The sequence below is a fragment of the Campylobacter showae genome (assembly GCF_004803815.1).
GTDB classification, from domain to species: Bacteria; Campylobacterota; Campylobacteria; order Campylobacterales; family Campylobacteraceae; genus Campylobacter_A; species Campylobacter_A showae.
The window spans coordinates 569,859-588,955 of sequence record NZ_CP012544.1; the positions used below are offsets into that span (position 1 = coordinate 569,859).

The following is a 19,097-nucleotide window of genomic DNA, read 5'->3' on the forward strand; positions in this document are numbered from 1 at the left end:
AAGTTTGGGTCTGAGAGAAAAGACAAACAGAGAAGGCTTTATTGAAGATGAAGTGTACAACGCTTTCGTAGATGCCATAAATTATGTATTGAATATTTTTGTTAGGCAACGAAATGTCGATAAATTCCGTTTAACAACTCTATATAAAACATATAAAGTTATTGAACCTGTTCTTTCCGATTTGGCAGAAGTTATGGAACTTGTTGAAAAAAAAGTTACTAATGAGGTCGACAAGAAGGATATTATAAAATATCTAAACAGAATAAGTATTCAATATAAAGAAGTAAAAGAAGTTCTTATAAAAAGTGCAAATGCGGGACTAAATTTAAGTGTTGTTATCCATGAGATTGAAAAACAGATTGCAGCATTACTCGGTTATGTTAAAAACGGAGAAAAAGATCAAATAATTAAAGTTTCTTTAAGGCTGGAAAAAATAGTTCGCGGTTATACGGCAATGATTAGAAAGTCTGCGATTAAAGATACAATATTGTCGGATATAGTAAATATAGCGTTGGAAAATTATGAATTTAGATTTTCCGATCATAAAATAGAAGTATACAATAATCCTAAAAATTGTAATATATCTGCTTTTTTGGCACAGGCGGAAGCAATATCGGTTTTGACCAATCTATTGGATAATTCTATTTATTGGTTGAGTTATTCACGAAAAGAAAATAGAAAAATATCCGTTTACATAACAGATCAAATAAAAAACTATAACTCTATTATTGTAAGTGATAACGGTCCTGGATTTAATATTCCTACAGATGCGGCAATTCAACCTTTTATAACCGGAAAGCCTCATAACATAGGGATGGGGCTCGGTCTGCATATAGCCGATGAAATGATGAAAGCAATGAAAGGCGAGCTATTATTTTTGGATGAAAACGATATTGAACTGCCGAAAGATGTTGAAAAAAATCAAATTAATAAGGCAATTATTGCATTATGTTTTCCAAAAGAAAAAACAAAGGAATAACTATGATAACCGATTTTATTGATAGCGTTGTAATTATTGATGACAAAGAGAAAGAAATAGAGGAACTTGCAAAAAAATTGCAAGAAGAGGATATTTCCGTAAAGATTCAAATAGTAAATCCTCAAGATAAGCAATTTAAGGACATAATACCTCTTAAAAAATACAGACAACTTATTTTTATGGATTTGTCGTTAGATGATAGTATCAATATAAAAAATAATATTTCTACGGAAATCAGACCGATATTATTAAAAATTCTACCTAAAACAAATGGGTGTTACGGATTAGTAGTTTGGTCCAAACATACGGATGATATTTCAATCTTAAAAGATAAATTATTGGAGGATAAAGACAAATATTGTTTACCTATGTTTATTGTGCCGTTTGATAAATCAAACTATTTAAAAAATGGATATGGTAATATTTTAGACGATTTAAACGATATATTACAAAAAGATAAGGCAGCATATTTTTTTGTAAACTGGATGAGTTCCGTTAAATCCGCCAGTGGTAAGGCAATATCTGATATATATTCTTTAGTTACGGATTATGATAAACAACAAACCGAATTGATATATATCCTGTATAAAATGGCATTGAGCCATACCGGAATACCTAAAGATCAAGTGGAAGGATACGATTTAACGACCGACGCATATAAGGCTTTTGATGAATTACTTTATTCCGATTTGATCAATCAGCAAAATAAAAATAGTGTGAATGTTTTTAGCCCGATTCCTCAAAATCCATGGAAAAATAATTTACAAGAAGAACTATTTAATTATGCTAAATTAAATGCCAAACACTTTATAGATAGTGTTAATATAAAACAAGATATTATCGTGCCTGGAAATATTTACGAAATTATAGAAAATAAGTCTGATTTTAAAATACAAAATCAACCTAAGGAATCAAGAGTTATTGGAATAGAGTTGACGCCTCCATGCGATTTTTCTCATAAAAAAATTAATTCAAAATTAATTGGCGGCTTTATATATGATCTTTCAAATAGTGATAATGATAAAATTTGGAAATTTATGAATGCTGCATTCAAGGGAGATAATAAATATCTTTTTTGGCCTATAGAGATAGATACTAAGCCTTGTGTACTTTGTTTTGATTTCCGATACACTTTTATATTTCCAGATGAAAACCTTAAAAATGATTCAAAATATAAAATTATATTTAGGGCAAAATCGAGATTATTTGCCGATATTTTACAAAAATATTCCTCCTATTCTGCCAGATTGGGAATTTCTAATATTATCCCGGAATTAAGTGGCCCTTTAAAAAATAATAAAGAGTAGAATATATGTCGGATATTTTCTCAAAATCGAAACGTTCCGATATTATGTCAAAAATTTCGGGAAAAGAAACAAAACCGGAAATTTTAGTACGTAAATATCTTTTTGCACACGGTTTTAGGTATAGAAAGAATGCAAAAGATTTACCTGGAAAACCGGATATTGTTTTACCTAAATACAAAGCGGTTGTTTTCGTAAACGGCTGTTTTTGGCACGGACACGAAAATTGTAAAAAAGCAACATTACCGGTAACCAACACCGAATTTTGGAGAGAAAAAATATCAAACAATATTATTCGTGATGAAAAAACATATGTTGAATTAGCTGGCATAGGGTATAAAGTGTTAGTTGTTTGGCAGTGCGAATTAGGCATTAAAGAAAGAGAGAAAACATTGGACGAACTTGTAAATAAGATAAGGTTATGCAACATAAACGACTATTAAAAGTGTATAGTTTTAATGTATTCTAAAAATATTGGAACCAAAAATATAACATACGATAAAGAGATAATCCTTATCAACAAATCGTCCAAAAACTTTAGCTACAATGACGCGTAAATTTACGAAAGGAAGAAAAATGGGTAAAATTTACAATCTAAACGCCGACACGAAAGTCGTCGCAAAAAGCGTCGTTAGCAAAAGGATTTTTGATTGCGAGAATGCTCACGTCGACGTATTTGCCTTTGACGCGGGCGAGGAACTAGATCACGAGATGCTATTTTGCGACAGCCTCGCGTGGGTCGTGGAGGGCGGTGCGAGCTTGCACTACGGCGAAAAGCAGATGCGCTTAGGCGGCGAACAGGCCTGCCTGATAGAGAAAAAAGTGTGGCGAAAACTAGTTTTTAACGAACCGACGAAATACGTCTCAATCGATTTTAAGGAGGACTTAATGATAGATCATTTACCTAAGGCGGCTATTTTTAGCCTAGTAGATGCGGTCGAATACGAAGAAGGCAAAATCGTGAGCAAAACGCTCGTCAAAAACGAAAGCGGCTCGATGTCGCTATTGTCGTTTTCAAAGGACCAACAACTCTCCACTCATGCGGCTCCGGGCGACGCGCTTTTGATAGCGCTTGACGGCGAGATGAAGCTAACCATCGGTGACGAGCATTTTGATATCAAAAAGGGCGATACCATCGTGCTTCCGGGTAAAATCCCGCACGGGTTAAAGATCTCGGAAAAATTTAAAATGTTACTCATCGTAACAAAAGATAAGATGTAGAGTTTCGGGGCGATTGCCCCGACTCGTTTAGGAAATATATGGCAAGATTTATAATAGATGACGAAAACATAAGCGTAGATAATCTAGCAACGCTAAAAAAGCTAGGACAAAAAGATAAAATTTACATCGTAACGAACAATAGACAAAAGCTAAGCATCTCCGTTTTGGCGTGGTTTCTGGCGCGAAAAATCAAAATAAAAATCATACTTTTAGAAAGCGCTCACAAGGACTATGCCGATAAAATAATTACGTTTTTAATGGGTAAACTCTCGCACAAAAAAGACAAAATTTATATCGTCAGCAACGATAAATTTTACGACGACGTGATAGATTTTTTTAATAAACAAGATAAAAACGGCGGCAAATTTCATAAGCTCAAATTTGACTTCAATCGCTCGCACACGGCGCAGCTCATCGAAGAAAATCAAGACGAAATCGCGATCCTGATACGAAACTCGGGAAGCCTAAGTGAGCTTCATATGAAATTTATCTCAAAATTCGGTAGCAAAAACGGCGCCGGCGTGTATAACGCGCTAAAAGAGGACGCGAGAAAAATCTACAAAAAGCCTCAGCTCGATAACCCACAAAAAGGCGAAGTAAAGCGTATCGCAGCGCCAAATTCCGCAAAATCTAGGCCGGCGACTCAAGGCGATGAGCAAAAACTTGACGAGCGAGAAAAATTAAAAACGGAGTCAAATTTAAGCGGCGAGGTTTTACACGCTCAAAGCGCCCAGGCAAAAGAGCAAAATTTAGAAAATCGCTCGCAAATAGTGCAAAATACGGAGTCCGAAAAATCGCAACCCTTAGAGAGCGAAAACGACGCGGCGGCAAAAGAGGAGAAAAATTTACAAGAGGCAAAAGCCGTAGAAGCAAATTTGAGCGATGATCCGGGTTCTACCGAGCAGCCAAAAGACGCGGAGCAAAATTTAAGCGACAAAGCTTCTAGCGAGGATCTTAAAGCGGATGAAAAAGGGCAAAATTTATCAAACAAGCGTCCGCCGCAAAAATCAAAGCAAGCTAACGCACCGCAAAACGAAGCAAAAAATAAAGCTGAAAATACAGTAAAATCGCAACCATCGCTCAAGATAGACGAGACTAAAAAGCAAGAGATTAGAAAAATCGCGTTTGAGAGTAAAAATTTGGGTGATTTTCACAACGGACTGGTAAAAAAATACGGAGCAGAGGACGCCGGCAAGCTGTATAAAGCGCTAAAACAAAAGGCAAAAGAGTACCTAAGCAGGCGCGACGCGGCGAAATAGAGTTAGCGTTTTTGGCTACGGCTTTTAAATTTTAAGGATTTGCGGTAAAATTCGGACGCGAAATCATAAATTTAAGGGCGAAAATGATCTATCTGGTCGGGTCAAATTTGGAATTTGAGGGCGTAAAAACGCTGGTTTTAAACAAGATCAAATTTAATAAATTTAGCGTAAATTTAGCCGAATTTGACGCACTGGTTCTAACCTCTAAAAACTCCGTAAACGCGCTAAAATTTAATCAAATTTTGCCCGCTAGTTTGCAAATTTACTCCATCGGCGACGGCACTAGCTGCGCGGCTATGGAGTTTGGTTTTGCTCAAATTTACACCGCAAAAAATGCTCACGGAAACGACTTTGCCGCCGAGATCGCACCGTTTCTAAAAGGTAAAAAAACGCTATTTTTAAGAGCGCGCGAGACGGCTTCGAGCGTGGGCGAAATCTTGAGAGAAAGCGGCGTAAATTTGACGCAAATAATCGCTTACGAAAACGTTTTTAAACCGCTTGAAAAAGAGCAAAAACCGCCCAAAAACTCCGTGATTATTTTTACGGCTCCCTCGGCGGTGCGAAATTTTACTCGAAATTTCGGCTGGGATGAGAGCTATAAAGCCGTCGCTATCGGATTTACGACGGCAAAAGAGCTGGGAAATTTTACGGCGCCCGCAGTGAGCGCCCAGCAAAATATAAATTCCTGCGTAAACCTCGCAAAAACGCTACTTTAAGCTAAAATTTTATATAATAGCCTTGCCTGAGTGATTTGGCAGCGTATTTTTATAGGGTCCAACACATTAGTTTCGGCGAAGATGTGCGGCGACCGTGCGACGCGGCTTCGTTTGAGCGTGCGAGCGCGAGAAGTTGCGACCTAAAGGAACCGCCTATTTGCAAGGTTGGCTTTGAATTTTCGGGCCACTTATATGCGCACCGCTCACTTGGGTTTTTATTTTTGGAGAAATTATGAAAATTTTGATAATCGGAAGCGGCGGGCGCGAGTACTCCATAGCTCTAAAGCTTCAACAATCCCGCAAACACGAGCTTTTCTTTGCTCCAGGAAACGGAGCCACCTCAAAACTCGGCACAAATCTAAAAATCAAAGACTATAATCAGCTTGCAGAATTTGCCCAATCAGAGCAAATAGAGCTAACTATCGTCGGCCCCGAGGCTCCACTAAGCGCCGGCGTCGTGGATATATTTAAGGCGCGAAATTTAAACATTTTTGGACCGAGCAAGTCTGCGGCTAGGCTTGAGGGCAGTAAGGCGTTTATGAAAGACTTTTTAGCTAGAAACGCTATCCGAACAGCTGCTTATCTAAATACCGACGATTACGATTCTGCGGCTAAATTTATAGACTGTCTTACCGCTCCAGTCGTCGTCAAGGCTGACGGGCTGTGCGCTGGCAAAGGCGTGATAATCGCGCAAAGCCGCGAAGAGGCCAAAGCAGCGGCTCGCGATATGCTAAGCGGCGAGAGCTTCGGCGAGGCTGGCAAACGCGTGGTAGTGGAGGAGTTTTTAGACGGATTTGAGCTTAGCTTTTTTGCGATTTGCGACGGCGAAAATTTCGTTAGTCTGCCCGTAGCGCAGGATCACAAACGCCTAAAAGACAACGACGCGGGACCAAATACGGGCGGTATGGGTGCGTACGCTCCTAGTCCGCTAGCGAGTCCGGAGCTAATAAAGCAGGTCGAAGAAGAGGTCGTAAAACCGACTCTAAAAGGCATGAAAGCCGAGGGAAATCCTTTCTGCGGCGTGCTTTTTGCGGGACTTATGGTGGTTAAAGGTATGCCGTACGTGCTTGAGTTTAACGTGCGTTTCGGCGATCCTGAGTGCGAAGTGCTAATGCCGTTAATAGATGGCGATCTGGGCGAAATTTTATTAAACGCGGCAAAAGGCGATCTAAAACCCGTAAAGCTAAAAGACGAATTTGCCGTCGGGGTTGTGATGGCTAGTAAAAATTATCCTTTTTCAAGCTCGCCTAGGGCCAAAATCAGCGTAAAAAACGTGCCTGAAAACTCGCACATAGCATTTGCCGGCGTGAGCGAGCAGGGCGGCGAGATATATGCCGACGGCGGACGAGTGCTCGTGTGTGTGGGGCTTGGCAAAAGTATAAAACAAGCGCAACAAAAGGCCTATGAGCTTTGCGAAAAGGTAGAATTTGACGGCGCGCAGTACCGAAAAGATATCGCCTGGCAAATGCTAAAAGGACGCGAATGAGCAGAAGCGTCATCGACAGGCTCGAAAACGAAAATATCACGCTCGCTAGCGTCGGCAAAAGAGCCGTCGCGTGGGGGATAGATAAATTTCTCATCTCGGTTTTATTCTATGCCGTTTACTACGAGAAATTTGACGGACTAGACTACGAGCAGATTAGTGCGCTAGCTATGGAAATGATACCGCAGATAGTCTTGCTCGAGGTTATTTACCAGACGTTTTTTACGTGGTATTGCGGTGCTAGTATCGGCAAGGTCGCGATGAAGATCGTGTGCGTGGATATCGATCTGCTCGATAAGCCGGGCTTGCTAAATTCTCTCACTCGATCTTTGGTTCGCATCATCGGTGAAAACGCATTTTTCCTAGGTTTTGCATGGGCGTTTTCAAATCCATTATTTCAAACGTGGCAAGATAAGGCCGCGAAAACGGTAGTTATAAATGTTTACTAGAATTTTTTTGTTACTAATGTTTGGGGCTTTTAGTTGCTTTGCGGCTCAAAATTTCGAGCTTTTGGCTGATGACGTAAAACGCGATAAGGGTATAGTTACTGCAGATAAAAACGTACTTGTGTATTCGCAAGATTATTTGATGAGCGCAGACAGAGCTGTTTACGATCAGCAAAAAGAGATCTTAGAGCTTTTTGGTAACGTAAATTTGATAAGAAACAAGGACGAAATCTCGCGCTGCTCGTACGCAAAGATTGACCTAAATAGTAAAGATAGTAACTACGAGACGCTATTTATGATGAACCGCGACATGGAAGTGTGGATGCAAAGTGACGAGAGTAACAGCACGTCTAAATTTTACGAGGTAAACGGCGCGGTCGTATCGAGCTGTAACGTCCAAGACCCCGACTGGAAGATCAAATTTAGCAGCGGCAAGCTAAACCGCGAGAGTAAATTTTTACACCTTTTTAATCCCGTGTTTTACGTAGGAAACGTCCCTGTGTTTTATCTGCCGTATTTTGGCTTTTCTACAGACACTCGCAGACGCACAGGCCTTTTACCGCCTGAGTTTGGTTACGGCAAAAACGACGGATTTTACTACAAACAACCGATCTATATCGCCGAATACGACAGCTGGGACTTACAGTTTGATCCGCAAATTCGCACTAGACGCGGTACAGGCATATACGGTACGTTTAGATTTGCCGATTCGCCTTATTCTAAGGGTTCGGTGACGCTCGGTGTTTTTAGAGATACTGAGGGATACCGCCAAAGACAGATCGAGAAAAACTCGCTAAGACTCCCTCTTAAAAACAAAACGCATAAGGGCGCTGATGTAAAATATGAGCGAGATAGGCTCGTTAAGCACCTGATAAACGAGGATTTGCAGGAGGGCTTGTGGCTCGATGCGACGGCGCTAAACGATATCGACTATATAAATTTGAAAAAACGAGGCTCGGGTAGCGACGACAATCCCCTCGTAACCTCAAAACTAAACTATTTTCTAAGTAGCGACAAGCACTATTTCGGCGCATATGCGAGGTACTACACGGACACCTCAAAAATCGGTAGCCCAAATGAAAACAAAGATACGCTTCAAGAGTATCCGAGCTTTCAGTATCATAAATTTACCGATAGTTTTATCCTGCCGAACGTGCTTTATTCTGTCGATCTCTACTCGCATAACTACACGAGAAAAATCGGCGTAAAAGCGACGCAGTACGAATTTAATCTGCCGGTTTCCTTTCATTTGCCTTTAGCGGACGATTATCTTAAATTCTCGTATTATCACTATTTATACGCTACCCACGTGGACTATGCAAAGAAAATGTACCGTCCGACCGGAGACGAGGACAAGAGCGCAAACTATATAGAAAACTATCATAAATTTTCTCTCCAGACAGATCTAGCTAAGGCTTACGAGAGCTTTTATCATAGTTTAAATTTGGGCGTAGATTACGTAGTTAAGGCTTATAATGAAGGCGACTTGCCAGACAGATACGAGACGGCCGAAGATGACGGCAACGTATACGTATACGATATGCTCGGACGAAAATATCAGAGCTTTATAAATCCTCAGCACACTAGAGACGAGGTTTCGGCCAGAGCGACGCAGTATTTCTTTAACAAAGACGGAAGAAAATTTTTGCGCCATACGATTTCGCAGGGTTATTACACGAAAGAGAACAAGCGCTCAAATTTGAAAAACATCATCGGCTGGTATCCGCTACCGAATTTGTCTTTTTACAACAGGCTTGAGTACTCTTATGACAATAAATACTTTGAAAAAGTTCAAAGCGGCGCGAGCTATACGCACGATAAATTCGGCGCTAGCCTTTGGCACACGATGCAAAGAAAAAATGCGCAGGAAAAGCAAAACTATCTGCACCTAAACGGCTACGTCGAGCTTCCGCATAACTATAGGCTATTTAGCGGTACTCAGTATGACCTTGAGCGCGACTATAACAAGCAGTGGCAGCTAGGCGTCTCTCACCGCAGAAAATGCTGGAACTACACGTTTGTCTACGAAGAGGAGCTTGAACCGACCACGACCACCAGCGGAACGGCCGCCAAAAAATCAAGAGGCGTTTACTTCTTTATAAATTTCTATCCGATGGGCGGCGTGCATTACGACTTTTCGGTAGGACAGACGACGCAAGGTAGCTGATGAGCGATTACCGGGATCTTATGTTTGAAAACCAGCTCGAAGCAGCCGAAAAGTTGCTCGAAATTTTGCCCAAGAAGGAGCTGGTTGCAGGCGAATATCTGATGATATGCGCATCCATAGAATCGGTTATCATGGTCGACAGCATAGCTCGCGGGCTAAATTTGAGCTACGAGATTTTATTCTGCGAGCACATTTTTGCGCCGAATAACCCGGAGTGTGAGATCGCGATGGTTAGCGAAAAGGATGACGTGGTGCTAAACGATGAGCTGATTAAGAGCTTTGGTATTAGTTACGATTTCGTTTATGGCGAGGCGGATCGCAAATATGACGAAAAAATCCTAAAAAACGTATATAAATTTAGAAAAGGAAATTTAATCGGCGATCTAAAGGATAGAAATATCCTGCTCGTCGATGAGGGCTGCGAGACGGGTCTTACAGCGCTAACCTGCCTAAAAACACTCATGCGCGAGCGAGTAAAATCAGTCACCTACGCCACGCCGCTCATCGCTACCGACGTCGCCGCAGCTATCGCGCCGCTGGTGGATGAAATTTACGCCGTACACAAGATCGCAAATTTTATCGAGGTGGATTTTTATTACGAAAACAAAATCGAACCAAAACCAGAAACCGTGCTTTCCATATTAGAGGAGAGTCCATTTTATATACCATTACAAAAACAAGGAGATATCAGGACATGCAGTATTCAATAGAAGTCAATAATCAAGTTGAAATTTACGATATAAACAAGGTCGCCAAACAAGCTAGCGGTGCGGTGCTCTTACGCGTAAAAAATACCGTCGTTTTAGCCACCGTCGCTCGCGAGGACACGCAAGTTAGTGAGGATTTTTTACCGCTAACGGTGCAATATATCGAAAAAACGTACGCAGCGGGTAGGATTCCCGGCGGCTACGTAAAAAGAGAGACTAAACCGGGGGATTTTGAGACGCTAACTTCGCGTATCATCGACCGTTCGCTTCGTCCGCTCTTTCCAAAGGGCTACGCGTATCCGACGCAAATCGTCGTAATGGTGCTATCCTGCGACCCCGAGGTTGATCTGCAAGTCGTCGCTCTAAATGCAGCCTCAGTCGCGCTTTATCTTAGCGACATCCCCGTAAATGCGCCTGTTTGCGGCGTACGCGTGGGATATATAGATAACAAATTCGTGATAAACCCTAGCAACTCCGAGCTAAAAACTTCGGCGCTCGATCTTTACGTGGCGGGTGTTAAAGACGAGCTTTTGATGATCGAGATGAGAAGCATCCCGACCGAAAAAGACGAGATAGTGCCTATCGCGCTAGATCCTATGATGGATCCGAATTTAAGCGGCGTGATAGCGATGCAGGATATGAACGAATTTAGCGAGGATCTCATCGTGGAGGCGATCGCAGAAGCCGGTAAAGCCATACTTCGCGCCTCAAACGCTTATGAAGAGGCATTTAGCAAGCATAAAAAAGAAGACGCGCAGCTCGAGCTAAAACCGGAGATCGAAAACGAGAGCGTCGCCGTCTATCTAAACGAATTTTACAAAAATGACGTAAAAGCTGCGATAAATCAGATGGCTAAAAGTGAGCGCGCCAGCGAGCTAACCAAGATCGCAAAGCAAATTTTAACCGACGAAGTAGCGCAAAAAGAGGGCTGGGAGGAGGAGGTCGTCTCTAACGTCCTGGCTAAATTTAAGAAAAAAATCGTCCGCGAGCAGATCATAAACGAGGGCGTGCGCGCCGACGGTAGGGAGCTTAAAGAGGTCCGCCCGATCAGCATCGAGACAAATATTCTGCCAAACGCTCACGGTAGCTGCCTCTTTACCCGCGGCCAGACGCAAGCTCTCGTGGTGGCGACTTTAGGTACCGACGGCGACGCGCAGATGTATGATATGCTAACGGAAAAAGGCGCCGTGACGGATAAATTTATGTTTAACTACAACTTCCCCGGCTTTAGCGTCGGCGAGGCTAGTCCGCTAAAGGCTCCGGGCAGACGCGAGCTAGGACACGGCAACCTCGCTAAGCGTGCCCTTGCGCCTAGTATCGACGTAAATTCGCCTTATACGATCAGACTCGTGTCCGAAATTTTAGAAAGTAACGGCTCAAGTTCGATGGCCAGCGTTTGCGGCGGTTCTTTAGCGCTGAGGGCTGCAGGCGTCGATACGCCAAAATTAGTTGCGGGCGTTGCGATGGGGTTAATTTTCGAGGGCGATAAGCATGCTGTGCTAACCGACATCATGGGACTAGAGGATCACGACGGCGATATGGACTTTAAGGTCGCGGGCAGCAAAGACGGCATAACCGCGCTTCAGATGGATATAAAGCTAGGCGGTATCAGCCTTGACGTGCTTAAAGAAGCGCTTTTGCAGGCGCGCGAAGGCAGGCTTCATATATTAAATTTGATGGAAAAAGCAAACGAAAATATCTCCGTAAACGAAGACATACTGCCTAAACTAGAGCTTTTCAGCGTTGATCCTGGCAAGATCGTTGACATCATCGGACAAGCGGGCAAAACGATAAAAGAGATCATCGAAAAATTTGACGTCGCCATCGATCTAGACCGCGAAAAAGGTGAGGTAAAGATCGCCGGCGCGCAAAAATCAAGCGTTGACGCGGCTAAAGACTACATTATCCAAATCGTTTCAAAAGATAACGGTAAGGGCTTTGGCGGCAAAAGAGGCGGCAAAGACGGCAAGCCTCACAAGACGCCTGAGTTTAATATCGGAGACGAATTTGAGGGCGAGGTAAAAAGCGTGGTAGAATTTGGCGCCTTTATCGGGCTTCCAGGCGGCGTGGACGGACTTTTGCACATCTCAAAGATCAAAACGCCTCTAAAAGCAGGCGATAAGGTTAAAGTAAAAATCAGCGAGCAAAAAGGGCACAAAATCTCCCTTTCTCTAGCGCAATAAATTTAAAGGAGAAACGATGCAGTATAAAAAAATATTTTTCCCAATCGGCGCGGGCGACGACGTAAAAGAGCGTATCAGAGGGGCTTTGCTGGTCGCTAAGCATTTCAAGAGTCACATCGAGATTTTGGCTTGCCAGCTAGATCAGGCGTCGTTTATAATATGAAAATGACGCTTCGAGGCGGCGTGCTTTATGACGAGTTTTTAAAGGCGGCGAAAGCGGAGCTTGGCGTCGAGCACGAGCGCAACGAGACCATTTTTCATAAACTTTGCGAAGAGCTTGACGTGCAGGTCAGCGACGAGCCGATCGAGGGCAAGACGACGGCTAAATTTACAACAAAAAGCGGCAAGCGAAGCGTGGTGGTTGAGCAGGAGTCTAAATTTTGCGATATGGTAGTTGCCGCAGTGCCGCTTGACGGTAAGATCACTGGCACGTTTGAGGCGGCGGTGCTAAAAAGCGGCAAAACGGCCATCACGATACCAAGGCGCATAACGAGCTTTAAGGCTGATAACATCCTAGTTAGCTGGAACGGCTCGACGCAAAACTCTCGCGCCGTGAGCAGCTCCATCGAGCTACTAAAAAAGGCTAAAAAGGTGCATTGTATCACTTGCATGCCGCATTCGGGCGACGGTAGCGCAGAGGAAAATCTAAAAAAACTAGAAGAGTATCTAAAACTGCACGGCATACAGGCGACTTACGAGGTTGTTAGCACGACTTCGGTACCAGGCGAAGCTCTGCTGCGAAACGCTAAAGATGGTGGATTTGACCTGATCGTGGCTGGTAGATACGGCGAAAACGGCTTTTTGGAGATATTTTTGAGTGGTACTTCGAGATATTTCCTTAAAAATACGACGATACCGGTCTTTATGTAAGACAAAATTCGGAGCTGAATTTTTAAATTTTGACGTTTGGTTCCGAGGTAAATTTAAGCGATCAGCTTCTTATAGGAGTTCGATTGCTTTTTTATTTTAGAATTGACTCCAGGCTCTTGCCGATTAAATTTGATACTTTCCGTTTTCCATGCTTTACTATTATTATAATTTTAAATATGAATAAGCAGATTAAATTTATCTTGCGAGACAACTGCCTTTTTTGGAAATTTTTCAACCTAATTTTTTGATTTGATATTTTGCGGTTGCCTAAAGTGTTAAGGCGCTAAATTTAATAAAATATATTTCAAATTTGAAAACTGTTTTTTTAAATTTGATCGTGAGTGATGGCAAATACGAACAAAAAATGATTGCATGTATATACTTGTTCTATATAATCAGTATTCAATCATTGATAGCTTGAAGAGTTTTTGTTGGGATTGATAAGATCATAATGGTGCGACCTGCGAGATTTGAACTCGCACACCCTTCGGCACTACCACCTCAAAGTAGCGTGTCTACCGTTCCACCAAGGTCGCACGTAGATTAAATTAAAGTAGAAAGAGCGGGACGAGCCCGCCCGAGATTATAACATTGGGTTTGCGTAAAGAACGATTAGTGCGATAACTAGTGCGTAGATAACTTGCGCTTCGATCATCGCAAGAGCAACGAACATCGTCGTAGTTAGCTTGCTGCCCACACCAGGGTTTCTAGCTGTGCCTGAGATTGTCGCAGATGCGGTATTTCCCATACCGATAGCGCCGCCAAGAGCCGCTAGGCCTAGACCAACTGCTGCTGCAAGAACAGAGTAAGATTTTAGCATTTCGCCGCCGTCCGCAAACGCGAAGCTGGCAATTGCCATCATTAAGAAAACAACTTTTTTCATAAAGTCTCCTTGTAAATTTAAGCCATTTCGGATCAGACCCCTACTTTGAAGCTTTGAGAGCGCATTTTATAAAAATTTAGCTTTGAGTTACTTAAAACCGAGAAAAATTTTCATAAATTTTCTGTTCGTCAAATTTGTCCACGCGCAGTGCTACAAATTTACAAAAAATTTCAGCGATGTTTCGTTTTTCCACGAATTTATTTAAAAATTAGAATTTTAAAAGCTTTTTTATGCTAGCCTCGCTTCTGAAATTTTAAATACTAAGGTTAAATTTGGCGCAGGATAAATTTTCTAAAATCGGCTTTATCTTAGCCGTTGCAGGCTCTGCGGTGGGGCTTGGAAATGCGTGGAAATTCCCGTATCTAGTCGGTCAAAACGGCGGTTCGGCCTTCGTGCTTTTGTATCTTTTTATGACGTTTTTTATCGGGCTTGCGATATTTTTCGGCGAGATAGCTATCGGTAAGCTTTCTGAATCTGACCCCGTAAACGCCTTTAAAAAGCTTGCTTCAAAGCGCAAAGAAGCGTGGAAATTTGCAGGTTTTACGATGATTGGCGCGATCATCATCGCCTCTTTTTACACGGTCATCATCGGATGGATACTAAAATACGCAGTTATGGTAATAACCGAGCTGCCAAAGGATGTTGAGGCCTCGGAGAAAATTTTTGGCAGTTTTTACGCTAACGACGCTGCGTCTCAAATTTTTTACTTCACGATCGTATTTTTTCTCTGTATTTTTATCGTATCAAAGGGCATAAAAAGCGGCATCGAGCGCGTAAACGTCTGGATGATGCCTTCGCTTCTTATTTTACTTATCATCATGCTTGGCTACTCGTTTACGATGGACGGCTTCGTGCAGTCGGCCAAATTTTTGCTGGTTCCTGATTTTTCAAAACTGGGCGTGAGCAGTATTCTAACCGCGCTTGGGCTTGCGTTTTTTACGCTGTCTCTTGGTGTCGGCGTCATCATCGTCTACTCTGCGTCGCTGCCTGATAATACGAATCTAGTTAGCTCCTCGATCATCATCGTCGTGATAAACGTCGTGATGGGCATTTTGATGGGGCTTGTTATCTTTACTTTCGTGTTTGAGTTTGGCGCGACGCCTAGTCAAGGCGTGGGGCTCGTGTTTATCTCGCTGCCGACGCTGTTTGCGAAACTCGGTACTCTCGGACACGTGCTCGCGTTCGCGTTTTTCTCGGCTCTGCTTTTTGCAGGCATTACCTCGGCCATCTCGATGCTAGAGCCGTTTACGCACTATCTCATCCGCGAGTTTGGCTTTTCTCGTAAAAAAGCCCTCGCGCTAATCGGCGTTTTTATCTACTGCATGGGCATTTTGTGCATACTTTCAAGCATCGAGGGTATAAAAGAAAATTTGGTATTTTTCGGTAAGAGCTTTTTTGACTGCCTTGATTTTCTTAGCTCAAACATTATCATGCCAATAGGCGGCATCACGGTGTCGATTTTCGTTGGCTTTGTGATCAAAAAAGACGCGCTTTACATACTTTTTGGGCCGTATATGAGCAGGGCCGTATTTGAAATTTGGTATTTTATGATTAGATTTGTCGCTCCCATCAGTATCGTCATCATCACGATAAATGCGCTAAGGAGCTAAGCGTGGCAAGCGATAAATTTTCTAAAATCGGATTTATATTATCCATCGTGGGTGCCGCTATCGGACTTGGCAACGCATGGAAATTTCCATACATGGTCGGCGCAAACGGCGGCTCGGCGTTCGTGCTTTTGTATCTTGTTTTTGCCGTTGCGGTCGGGCTTAGTATATTTTTTGCCGAGATGGCGATGGGTAAAATTTCAAACGCCGATCCGGTTAACGCCTTTCGCTCGCTCGCTCCTAAAAACGGCAAATTTTGGGGGTATGCCGGCGTCATAATGATAACCGGCGTTTTAGTCGCGTCGTTTTATACGGTCATCATCGGCTGGGTTATTAGGTACTCGGTATTGTCGCTGGGCGAGCTTCCGCAAAGTATCGCGGTTTCGGGCGAAAATTTCGGCAAATTTATAAGCTCTGATATCTCGGGTCAAATTTTATACTTTAGCATCGCGTTCGCTGCCTATTTTTTCATCCTCTCAAAGGGCATAAAAGGCGGCATCGAGCGCATAAATTTATGGCTTTTGCCGACGCTTTTTTTATTGCTTATTTTTATGCTGATTTACTCGATGCAGATGGGCGGATTTTCGCAGGCGGCGGAGTTTTTGCTAGTGCCTGATTTTTCTAAGATCACGAGCGAGGCGGTGTTTGTGGCTCTTGGGCTAGCGTTTTTTACGATGTGCGTTGGTATCGGTGCGATCGCGACATATTCGGTAAGTCTAGACGATAAGACAAATCTTTTCACCTCTTCGCTCTACGTCGTCGCGCTAAATATCATTGTTAGCGTCGTCATCGGCCTCATCGTTTTTACCTTTGTTTTTGAGTACGGCGAGCAGCCTAGCCAGGGCGTGGGACTTGCGTTTATATCGCTACCGACGCTGTTTGCTAAGCTAGGAGCGATGGGAAACGTCCTAAGTTTTACCTTTTTTACCGCGCTTATTTTTGCGGGGCTTACGTCGGCTATTTCGATGGTCGAGCCGCTCGTTTTTTATCTAATAAACGAGTTTAAGATCCCTCGCCTGGGCGCTATCGCGATCGTTGGCGTTTGCGTTTATTGCCTGGGCACGCTTTGTGCGCTTTCAAATATTACTGAATTTAAAGATGCGCTCACTTTTTTCGGCAAGGGATTTTTTGACGTTTTAGACTATCTTGGCTCAAATATCATGCTGCCGCTGGGCGGTATCGTGATTGCCGTATTTGTCGGCTACGCGATGAAAAGAGGCAGCCTAGAGGAGCTATTTTTGCCATATATGGGTAGGGCGGTTTTTGAAATTTGGTATTTTTTACTGCGATTCGTCGCGCCGATTTGCATTTTAGCGATAATGATAAGACAAATTTTGGGGAGTTAAATGGAACGAAATTTAAAAAAAGTAGAGAGGTTTTTCGATAAATTAGGCGACATCGTGGGCTACGTCTGTATACTCGTGATGTTTTTGATGATTGCGGATGTTTTTTTTAACGTTACGGCGAGATATTTTTTCAAATACGGCAACGTAGGCCTTCAGGAGCTCGAGTGGCACTTTTTTAGCATCATCATCCTGCTTGGCATGAGCTACGCGCTAAAAGACGACGCGCACGTGCGAGTGGATATATTTTACGAAAAGATGAGCGTAAAGAAAAGAGCGCTCATAAATATGGCTGGCGTTATCCTTTTTATCCTGCCGCTTGCGCTTTTGGTCGCGTGGCTGAGCTGGGACTACGTCATAGAGGCGTATGAGAGCGGCGAGGGTAGCGCCGATCCCGGCGGTTTGCCGTATCGCTGGGTTATCAAGGCATTTATACCGTTTAGCTTTTGGCTACTTATATTTTTTAGCGTCGGATACTTTATAAAGTGGCTAAACGTCTATCTGGACGCCGGGTCAAATTTAAGCGAGGCAGGCAAATTTGACGCAAATTTAAGCAAAACCGCGCAACAAGGAGATAGAAAATGACCGGCATCGTAATGTTTTTAGCCGCGCTTTTTATGCTTGCTATCGGCTTTAGCGTCGCATTTACCTTTGGCGCGATAGCCGTTATTTTCGGACTCATCGGCGGTATGGTCGAGAGCTTTGGCGACGGTAACGGCTTTATGGGCGGGCTTGAGATATTTAAAGAGACGTTTAACTTTATGCCTTACCGCATTTACTCGATAATGGAAAATAAAATCCTCATCGCCGTGCCGCTTTTCGTTTTTATGGGCATTATTTTACAAAAGACCAAGCTAGCCGAGAGATTGCTCGAGTCTATGGCGTTTTTATTCGGCGAGATTCGCGGCGGCGTGGCGATTAGTACTGTTTTGGTGGGCGCGCTGCTAGCCGCATCTACGGGCGTTGTGGGCGCTAGCGTCGTAGCTATGGGCGTTATGAGCTTGCCCGTGATGCTAAAGTACAACTACAACAAGGCTCTAGGCTGCGGCACTATCTGTGCTTCGGGTACGCTTGGGCAGATCATACCGCCTTCGATCGTTTTGATTATCCTAGGCGACGTATTTACGGTGCCTGTAGGCGATCTTTTCCGTGAGGCGATATATCCGGGTCTTGCGCTAGTTGGCGCTTATATAGCTTATATCCTCATCGTCTCTTACGTTAAAAAAGACTACGCGCCGCCTGTCGTAGTAGAGAGCGATATGCCTAAATCAAAGCAAATTTTAAACGCTATTCTTGCGATTTTGCCGCCGCTAGTACTTGTCGTGTTAGTGCTTGGTTCGATATTTGAGGGCATCGCTACGCCGACCGAGAGCTCGGCGTTTGGCTGCGTGGGCGCGATCTTGCTTTCGGTTTTTTACAAAACTTTTTCGTTTAAAATGCTAAAAGAAGCGCTCGAAGAGAGCGTCAAAACCACGGCCATCGTCTTTACTATCCTTATCGGCGCGACGGCGTTTTCGATGGTGTTTAGCTACACCGGCGGCGACGAGATAGTTGAAGAAGTGATGTCTAATTTGCCGGGCGAAAAATGGGGCTTTATCGTCTTATCGATGATTACGATTTTTGCGCTAGGATTTTTTATAGACTTTGTCGAGATTTCGTATATCGTGCTACCGATCTTAGCGCCGATAGCCGTAAATTTAGGCATAAATCCGCTCTATTTTGCTATCGTTATCGCAATGAATTTACAGACATCGTTTCTCACGCCGCCATTTGGCTTTAGTCTCTTTTATCTAAAAGGTGTGGCGCCCGCCGAGGTCAAGACCTCCGACATCTACCGCGGCGTGGTGCCTTTTATCGGACTGCAAATTTTAGTTTTGATCATCTTTACGATTATCTTGCTAGGCTAAAATTTATCTTTGTAAGGCTATA

General features: G+C 43.1%; 16 protein-coding genes, 1 tRNA gene and 1 pseudogene. 16 read left to right on the forward strand and 2 right to left on the reverse strand.

Annotation, left to right across the window (positions count from 1 at the left end):
- Nucleotides 1-4: 4 nt before the first annotated feature.
- From CSHOW_RS02810 to CSHOW_RS02865, 12 genes and pseudogenes are all read left to right on the forward strand, one after another.
- On the forward strand, nucleotides 5-979 hold the full coding sequence (locus CSHOW_RS02810; protein WP_002948285.1) for an ATP-binding protein: 975 nt from the start codon (nucleotides 5-7) through the stop codon (nucleotides 977-979).
- Between the two features lie 2 nt (nucleotides 980-981).
- Nucleotides 982-2,286 carry a hypothetical protein gene (locus CSHOW_RS02815; protein ID WP_002948287.1) on the forward strand — a complete coding sequence of 435 codons (1,305 nt, stop codon included), beginning with the start codon at nucleotides 982-984 and terminating at the stop codon, nucleotides 2,284-2,286.
- A 5-nt stretch (nucleotides 2,287-2,291) separates the two neighbouring features.
- The gene (locus CSHOW_RS02820; protein ID WP_039895182.1) at nucleotides 2,292-2,726 is read left to right on the forward strand and encodes a very short patch repair endonuclease; all 435 of its coding nucleotides are present in this window, start codon (nucleotides 2,292-2,294) and stop codon (nucleotides 2,724-2,726) included.
- A 133-nt stretch (nucleotides 2,727-2,859) separates the two neighbouring features.
- Nucleotides 2,860-3,504, forward strand: a complete 645-nt coding sequence (locus CSHOW_RS02825) for a cupin domain-containing protein (protein WP_002948288.1) — start codon at nucleotides 2,860-2,862, stop codon at nucleotides 3,502-3,504.
- Between the two features lie 38 nt (nucleotides 3,505-3,542).
- Nucleotides 3,543-4,763, forward strand: a complete 1,221-nt coding sequence (locus CSHOW_RS02830; RefSeq protein ID WP_002948291.1) for a PIN domain-containing protein — start codon at nucleotides 3,543-3,545, stop codon at nucleotides 4,761-4,763.
- A gap of 83 nt (nucleotides 4,764-4,846) precedes the next feature.
- A complete protein-coding gene (locus CSHOW_RS02835) occupies nucleotides 4,847-5,479 on the forward strand; it encodes a uroporphyrinogen-III synthase (RefSeq protein ID WP_002948296.1) in 633 nt (210 codons plus the stop codon).
- A gap of 232 nt (nucleotides 5,480-5,711) precedes the next feature.
- Nucleotides 5,712-6,965 carry a phosphoribosylamine--glycine ligase gene (purD, locus tag CSHOW_RS02840; RefSeq protein ID WP_002948299.1) on the forward strand — a complete coding sequence of 418 codons (1,254 nt, stop codon included), beginning with the start codon at nucleotides 5,712-5,714 and terminating at the stop codon, nucleotides 6,963-6,965.
- A complete protein-coding gene (locus tag CSHOW_RS02845) occupies nucleotides 6,962-7,411 on the forward strand; it encodes an RDD family protein (protein ID WP_002948300.1) in 450 nt (149 codons plus the stop codon). Before purD ends, CSHOW_RS02845 begins: the two co-directional genes overlap by 4 nt.
- Entirely contained in the window at nucleotides 7,401-9,575 is a 2,175-nt protein-coding gene (locus CSHOW_RS02850; protein WP_002948301.1) for an LPS-assembly protein LptD, read from the forward strand. Before CSHOW_RS02845 ends, CSHOW_RS02850 begins: the two co-directional genes overlap by 11 nt.
- The gene (locus CSHOW_RS02855) at nucleotides 9,575-10,285 is read left to right on the forward strand and encodes a phosphoribosyltransferase family protein (protein WP_039895183.1); all 711 of its coding nucleotides are present in this window, start codon (nucleotides 9,575-9,577) and stop codon (nucleotides 10,283-10,285) included. The genes CSHOW_RS02850 and CSHOW_RS02855 overlap by 1 nt, the downstream gene beginning before the upstream one ends.
- The gene (locus CSHOW_RS02860; RefSeq protein WP_002948304.1) at nucleotides 10,270-12,465 is read left to right on the forward strand and encodes a polyribonucleotide nucleotidyltransferase; all 2,196 of its coding nucleotides are present in this window, start codon (nucleotides 10,270-10,272) and stop codon (nucleotides 12,463-12,465) included. The genes CSHOW_RS02855 and CSHOW_RS02860 overlap by 16 nt, the downstream gene beginning before the upstream one ends.
- Before the next feature lie 16 nt (nucleotides 12,466-12,481).
- A pseudogene (locus CSHOW_RS02865) lies at nucleotides 12,482-13,335 on the forward strand (universal stress protein).
- Nucleotides 13,336-13,787: 452 nt separating this feature from the next.
- Here the strand turns inward: CSHOW_RS02865 and CSHOW_RS02870 are convergent.
- Nucleotides 13,788-13,871: transfer RNA gene (locus CSHOW_RS02870), tRNA-Leu, on the reverse strand.
- Between the two features lie 47 nt (nucleotides 13,872-13,918).
- The gene (locus CSHOW_RS02875; RefSeq protein ID WP_002946023.1) at nucleotides 13,919-14,218 is read right to left on the reverse strand and encodes a F0F1 ATP synthase subunit C; all 300 of its coding nucleotides are present in this window, start codon (nucleotides 14,216-14,218) and stop codon (nucleotides 13,919-13,921) included.
- A gap of 272 nt (nucleotides 14,219-14,490) precedes the next feature.
- Here CSHOW_RS02875 and CSHOW_RS02880 point away from each other — a divergent pair, with 272 nt between their 5' ends.
- Genes CSHOW_RS02880 through CSHOW_RS02895 form a run of 4 tightly spaced genes read left to right on the forward strand, consistent with a single transcriptional unit; the run spans nucleotide 14,491 to nucleotide 19,075 of the window.
- Nucleotides 14,491-15,828, forward strand: a complete 1,338-nt coding sequence (locus tag CSHOW_RS02880; RefSeq protein WP_002948311.1) for a sodium-dependent transporter — start codon at nucleotides 14,491-14,493, stop codon at nucleotides 15,826-15,828.
- Between the two features lie 2 nt (nucleotides 15,829-15,830).
- Entirely contained in the window at nucleotides 15,831-17,171 is a 1,341-nt protein-coding gene (locus CSHOW_RS02885) for a sodium-dependent transporter (protein ID WP_002948312.1), read from the forward strand.
- A complete protein-coding gene (locus tag CSHOW_RS02890; RefSeq protein ID WP_002948313.1) occupies nucleotides 17,172-17,753 on the forward strand; it encodes a TRAP transporter small permease subunit in 582 nt (193 codons plus the stop codon).
- Complete coding sequence (locus tag CSHOW_RS02895; RefSeq protein WP_002948315.1) at nucleotides 17,750-19,075, forward strand: TRAP transporter large permease; 1,326 nt, start codon at nucleotides 17,750-17,752, stop codon at nucleotides 19,073-19,075. The genes CSHOW_RS02890 and CSHOW_RS02895 overlap by 4 nt, the downstream gene beginning before the upstream one ends.
- Nucleotides 19,076-19,097: the final 22 nt, after the last annotated feature.

Coding starts and splice junctions, on each gene's coding strand:
- CSHOW_RS02850 (WP_002948301.1), top strand. CDS start 7,401: ATGTTTACTAGAATTTTTTTGTTACTAATGTTTGGGGCTTTTAGTTGC.
- CSHOW_RS02815 (WP_002948287.1), top strand. CDS start 982: ATGATAACCGATTTTATTGATAGCGTTGTAATTATTGATGACAAAGAG.
- CSHOW_RS02825 (WP_002948288.1), top strand. CDS start 2,860: ATGGGTAAAATTTACAATCTAAACGCCGACACGAAAGTCGTCGCAAAA.
- CSHOW_RS02830 (WP_002948291.1), top strand. CDS start 3,543: ATGGCAAGATTTATAATAGATGACGAAAACATAAGCGTAGATAATCTA.
- CSHOW_RS02855 (WP_039895183.1), top strand. CDS start 9,575: ATGAGCGATTACCGGGATCTTATGTTTGAAAACCAGCTCGAAGCAGCC.
- purD (WP_002948299.1), top strand. CDS start 5,712: ATGAAAATTTTGATAATCGGAAGCGGCGGGCGCGAGTACTCCATAGCT.
- CSHOW_RS02875 (WP_002946023.1), bottom strand. CDS start 14,218: ATGAAAAAAGTTGTTTTCTTAATGATGGCAATTGCCAGCTTCGCGTTT.
- CSHOW_RS02845 (WP_002948300.1), top strand. CDS start 6,962: ATGAGCAGAAGCGTCATCGACAGGCTCGAAAACGAAAATATCACGCTC.
- CSHOW_RS02895 (WP_002948315.1), top strand. CDS start 17,750: ATGACCGGCATCGTAATGTTTTTAGCCGCGCTTTTTATGCTTGCTATC.
- CSHOW_RS02835 (WP_002948296.1), top strand. CDS start 4,847: ATGATCTATCTGGTCGGGTCAAATTTGGAATTTGAGGGCGTAAAAACG.
- CSHOW_RS02890 (WP_002948313.1), top strand. CDS start 17,172: ATGGAACGAAATTTAAAAAAAGTAGAGAGGTTTTTCGATAAATTAGGC.
- CSHOW_RS02820 (WP_039895182.1), top strand. CDS start 2,292: ATGTCGGATATTTTCTCAAAATCGAAACGTTCCGATATTATGTCAAAA.
- CSHOW_RS02860 (WP_002948304.1), top strand. CDS start 10,270: ATGCAGTATTCAATAGAAGTCAATAATCAAGTTGAAATTTACGATATA.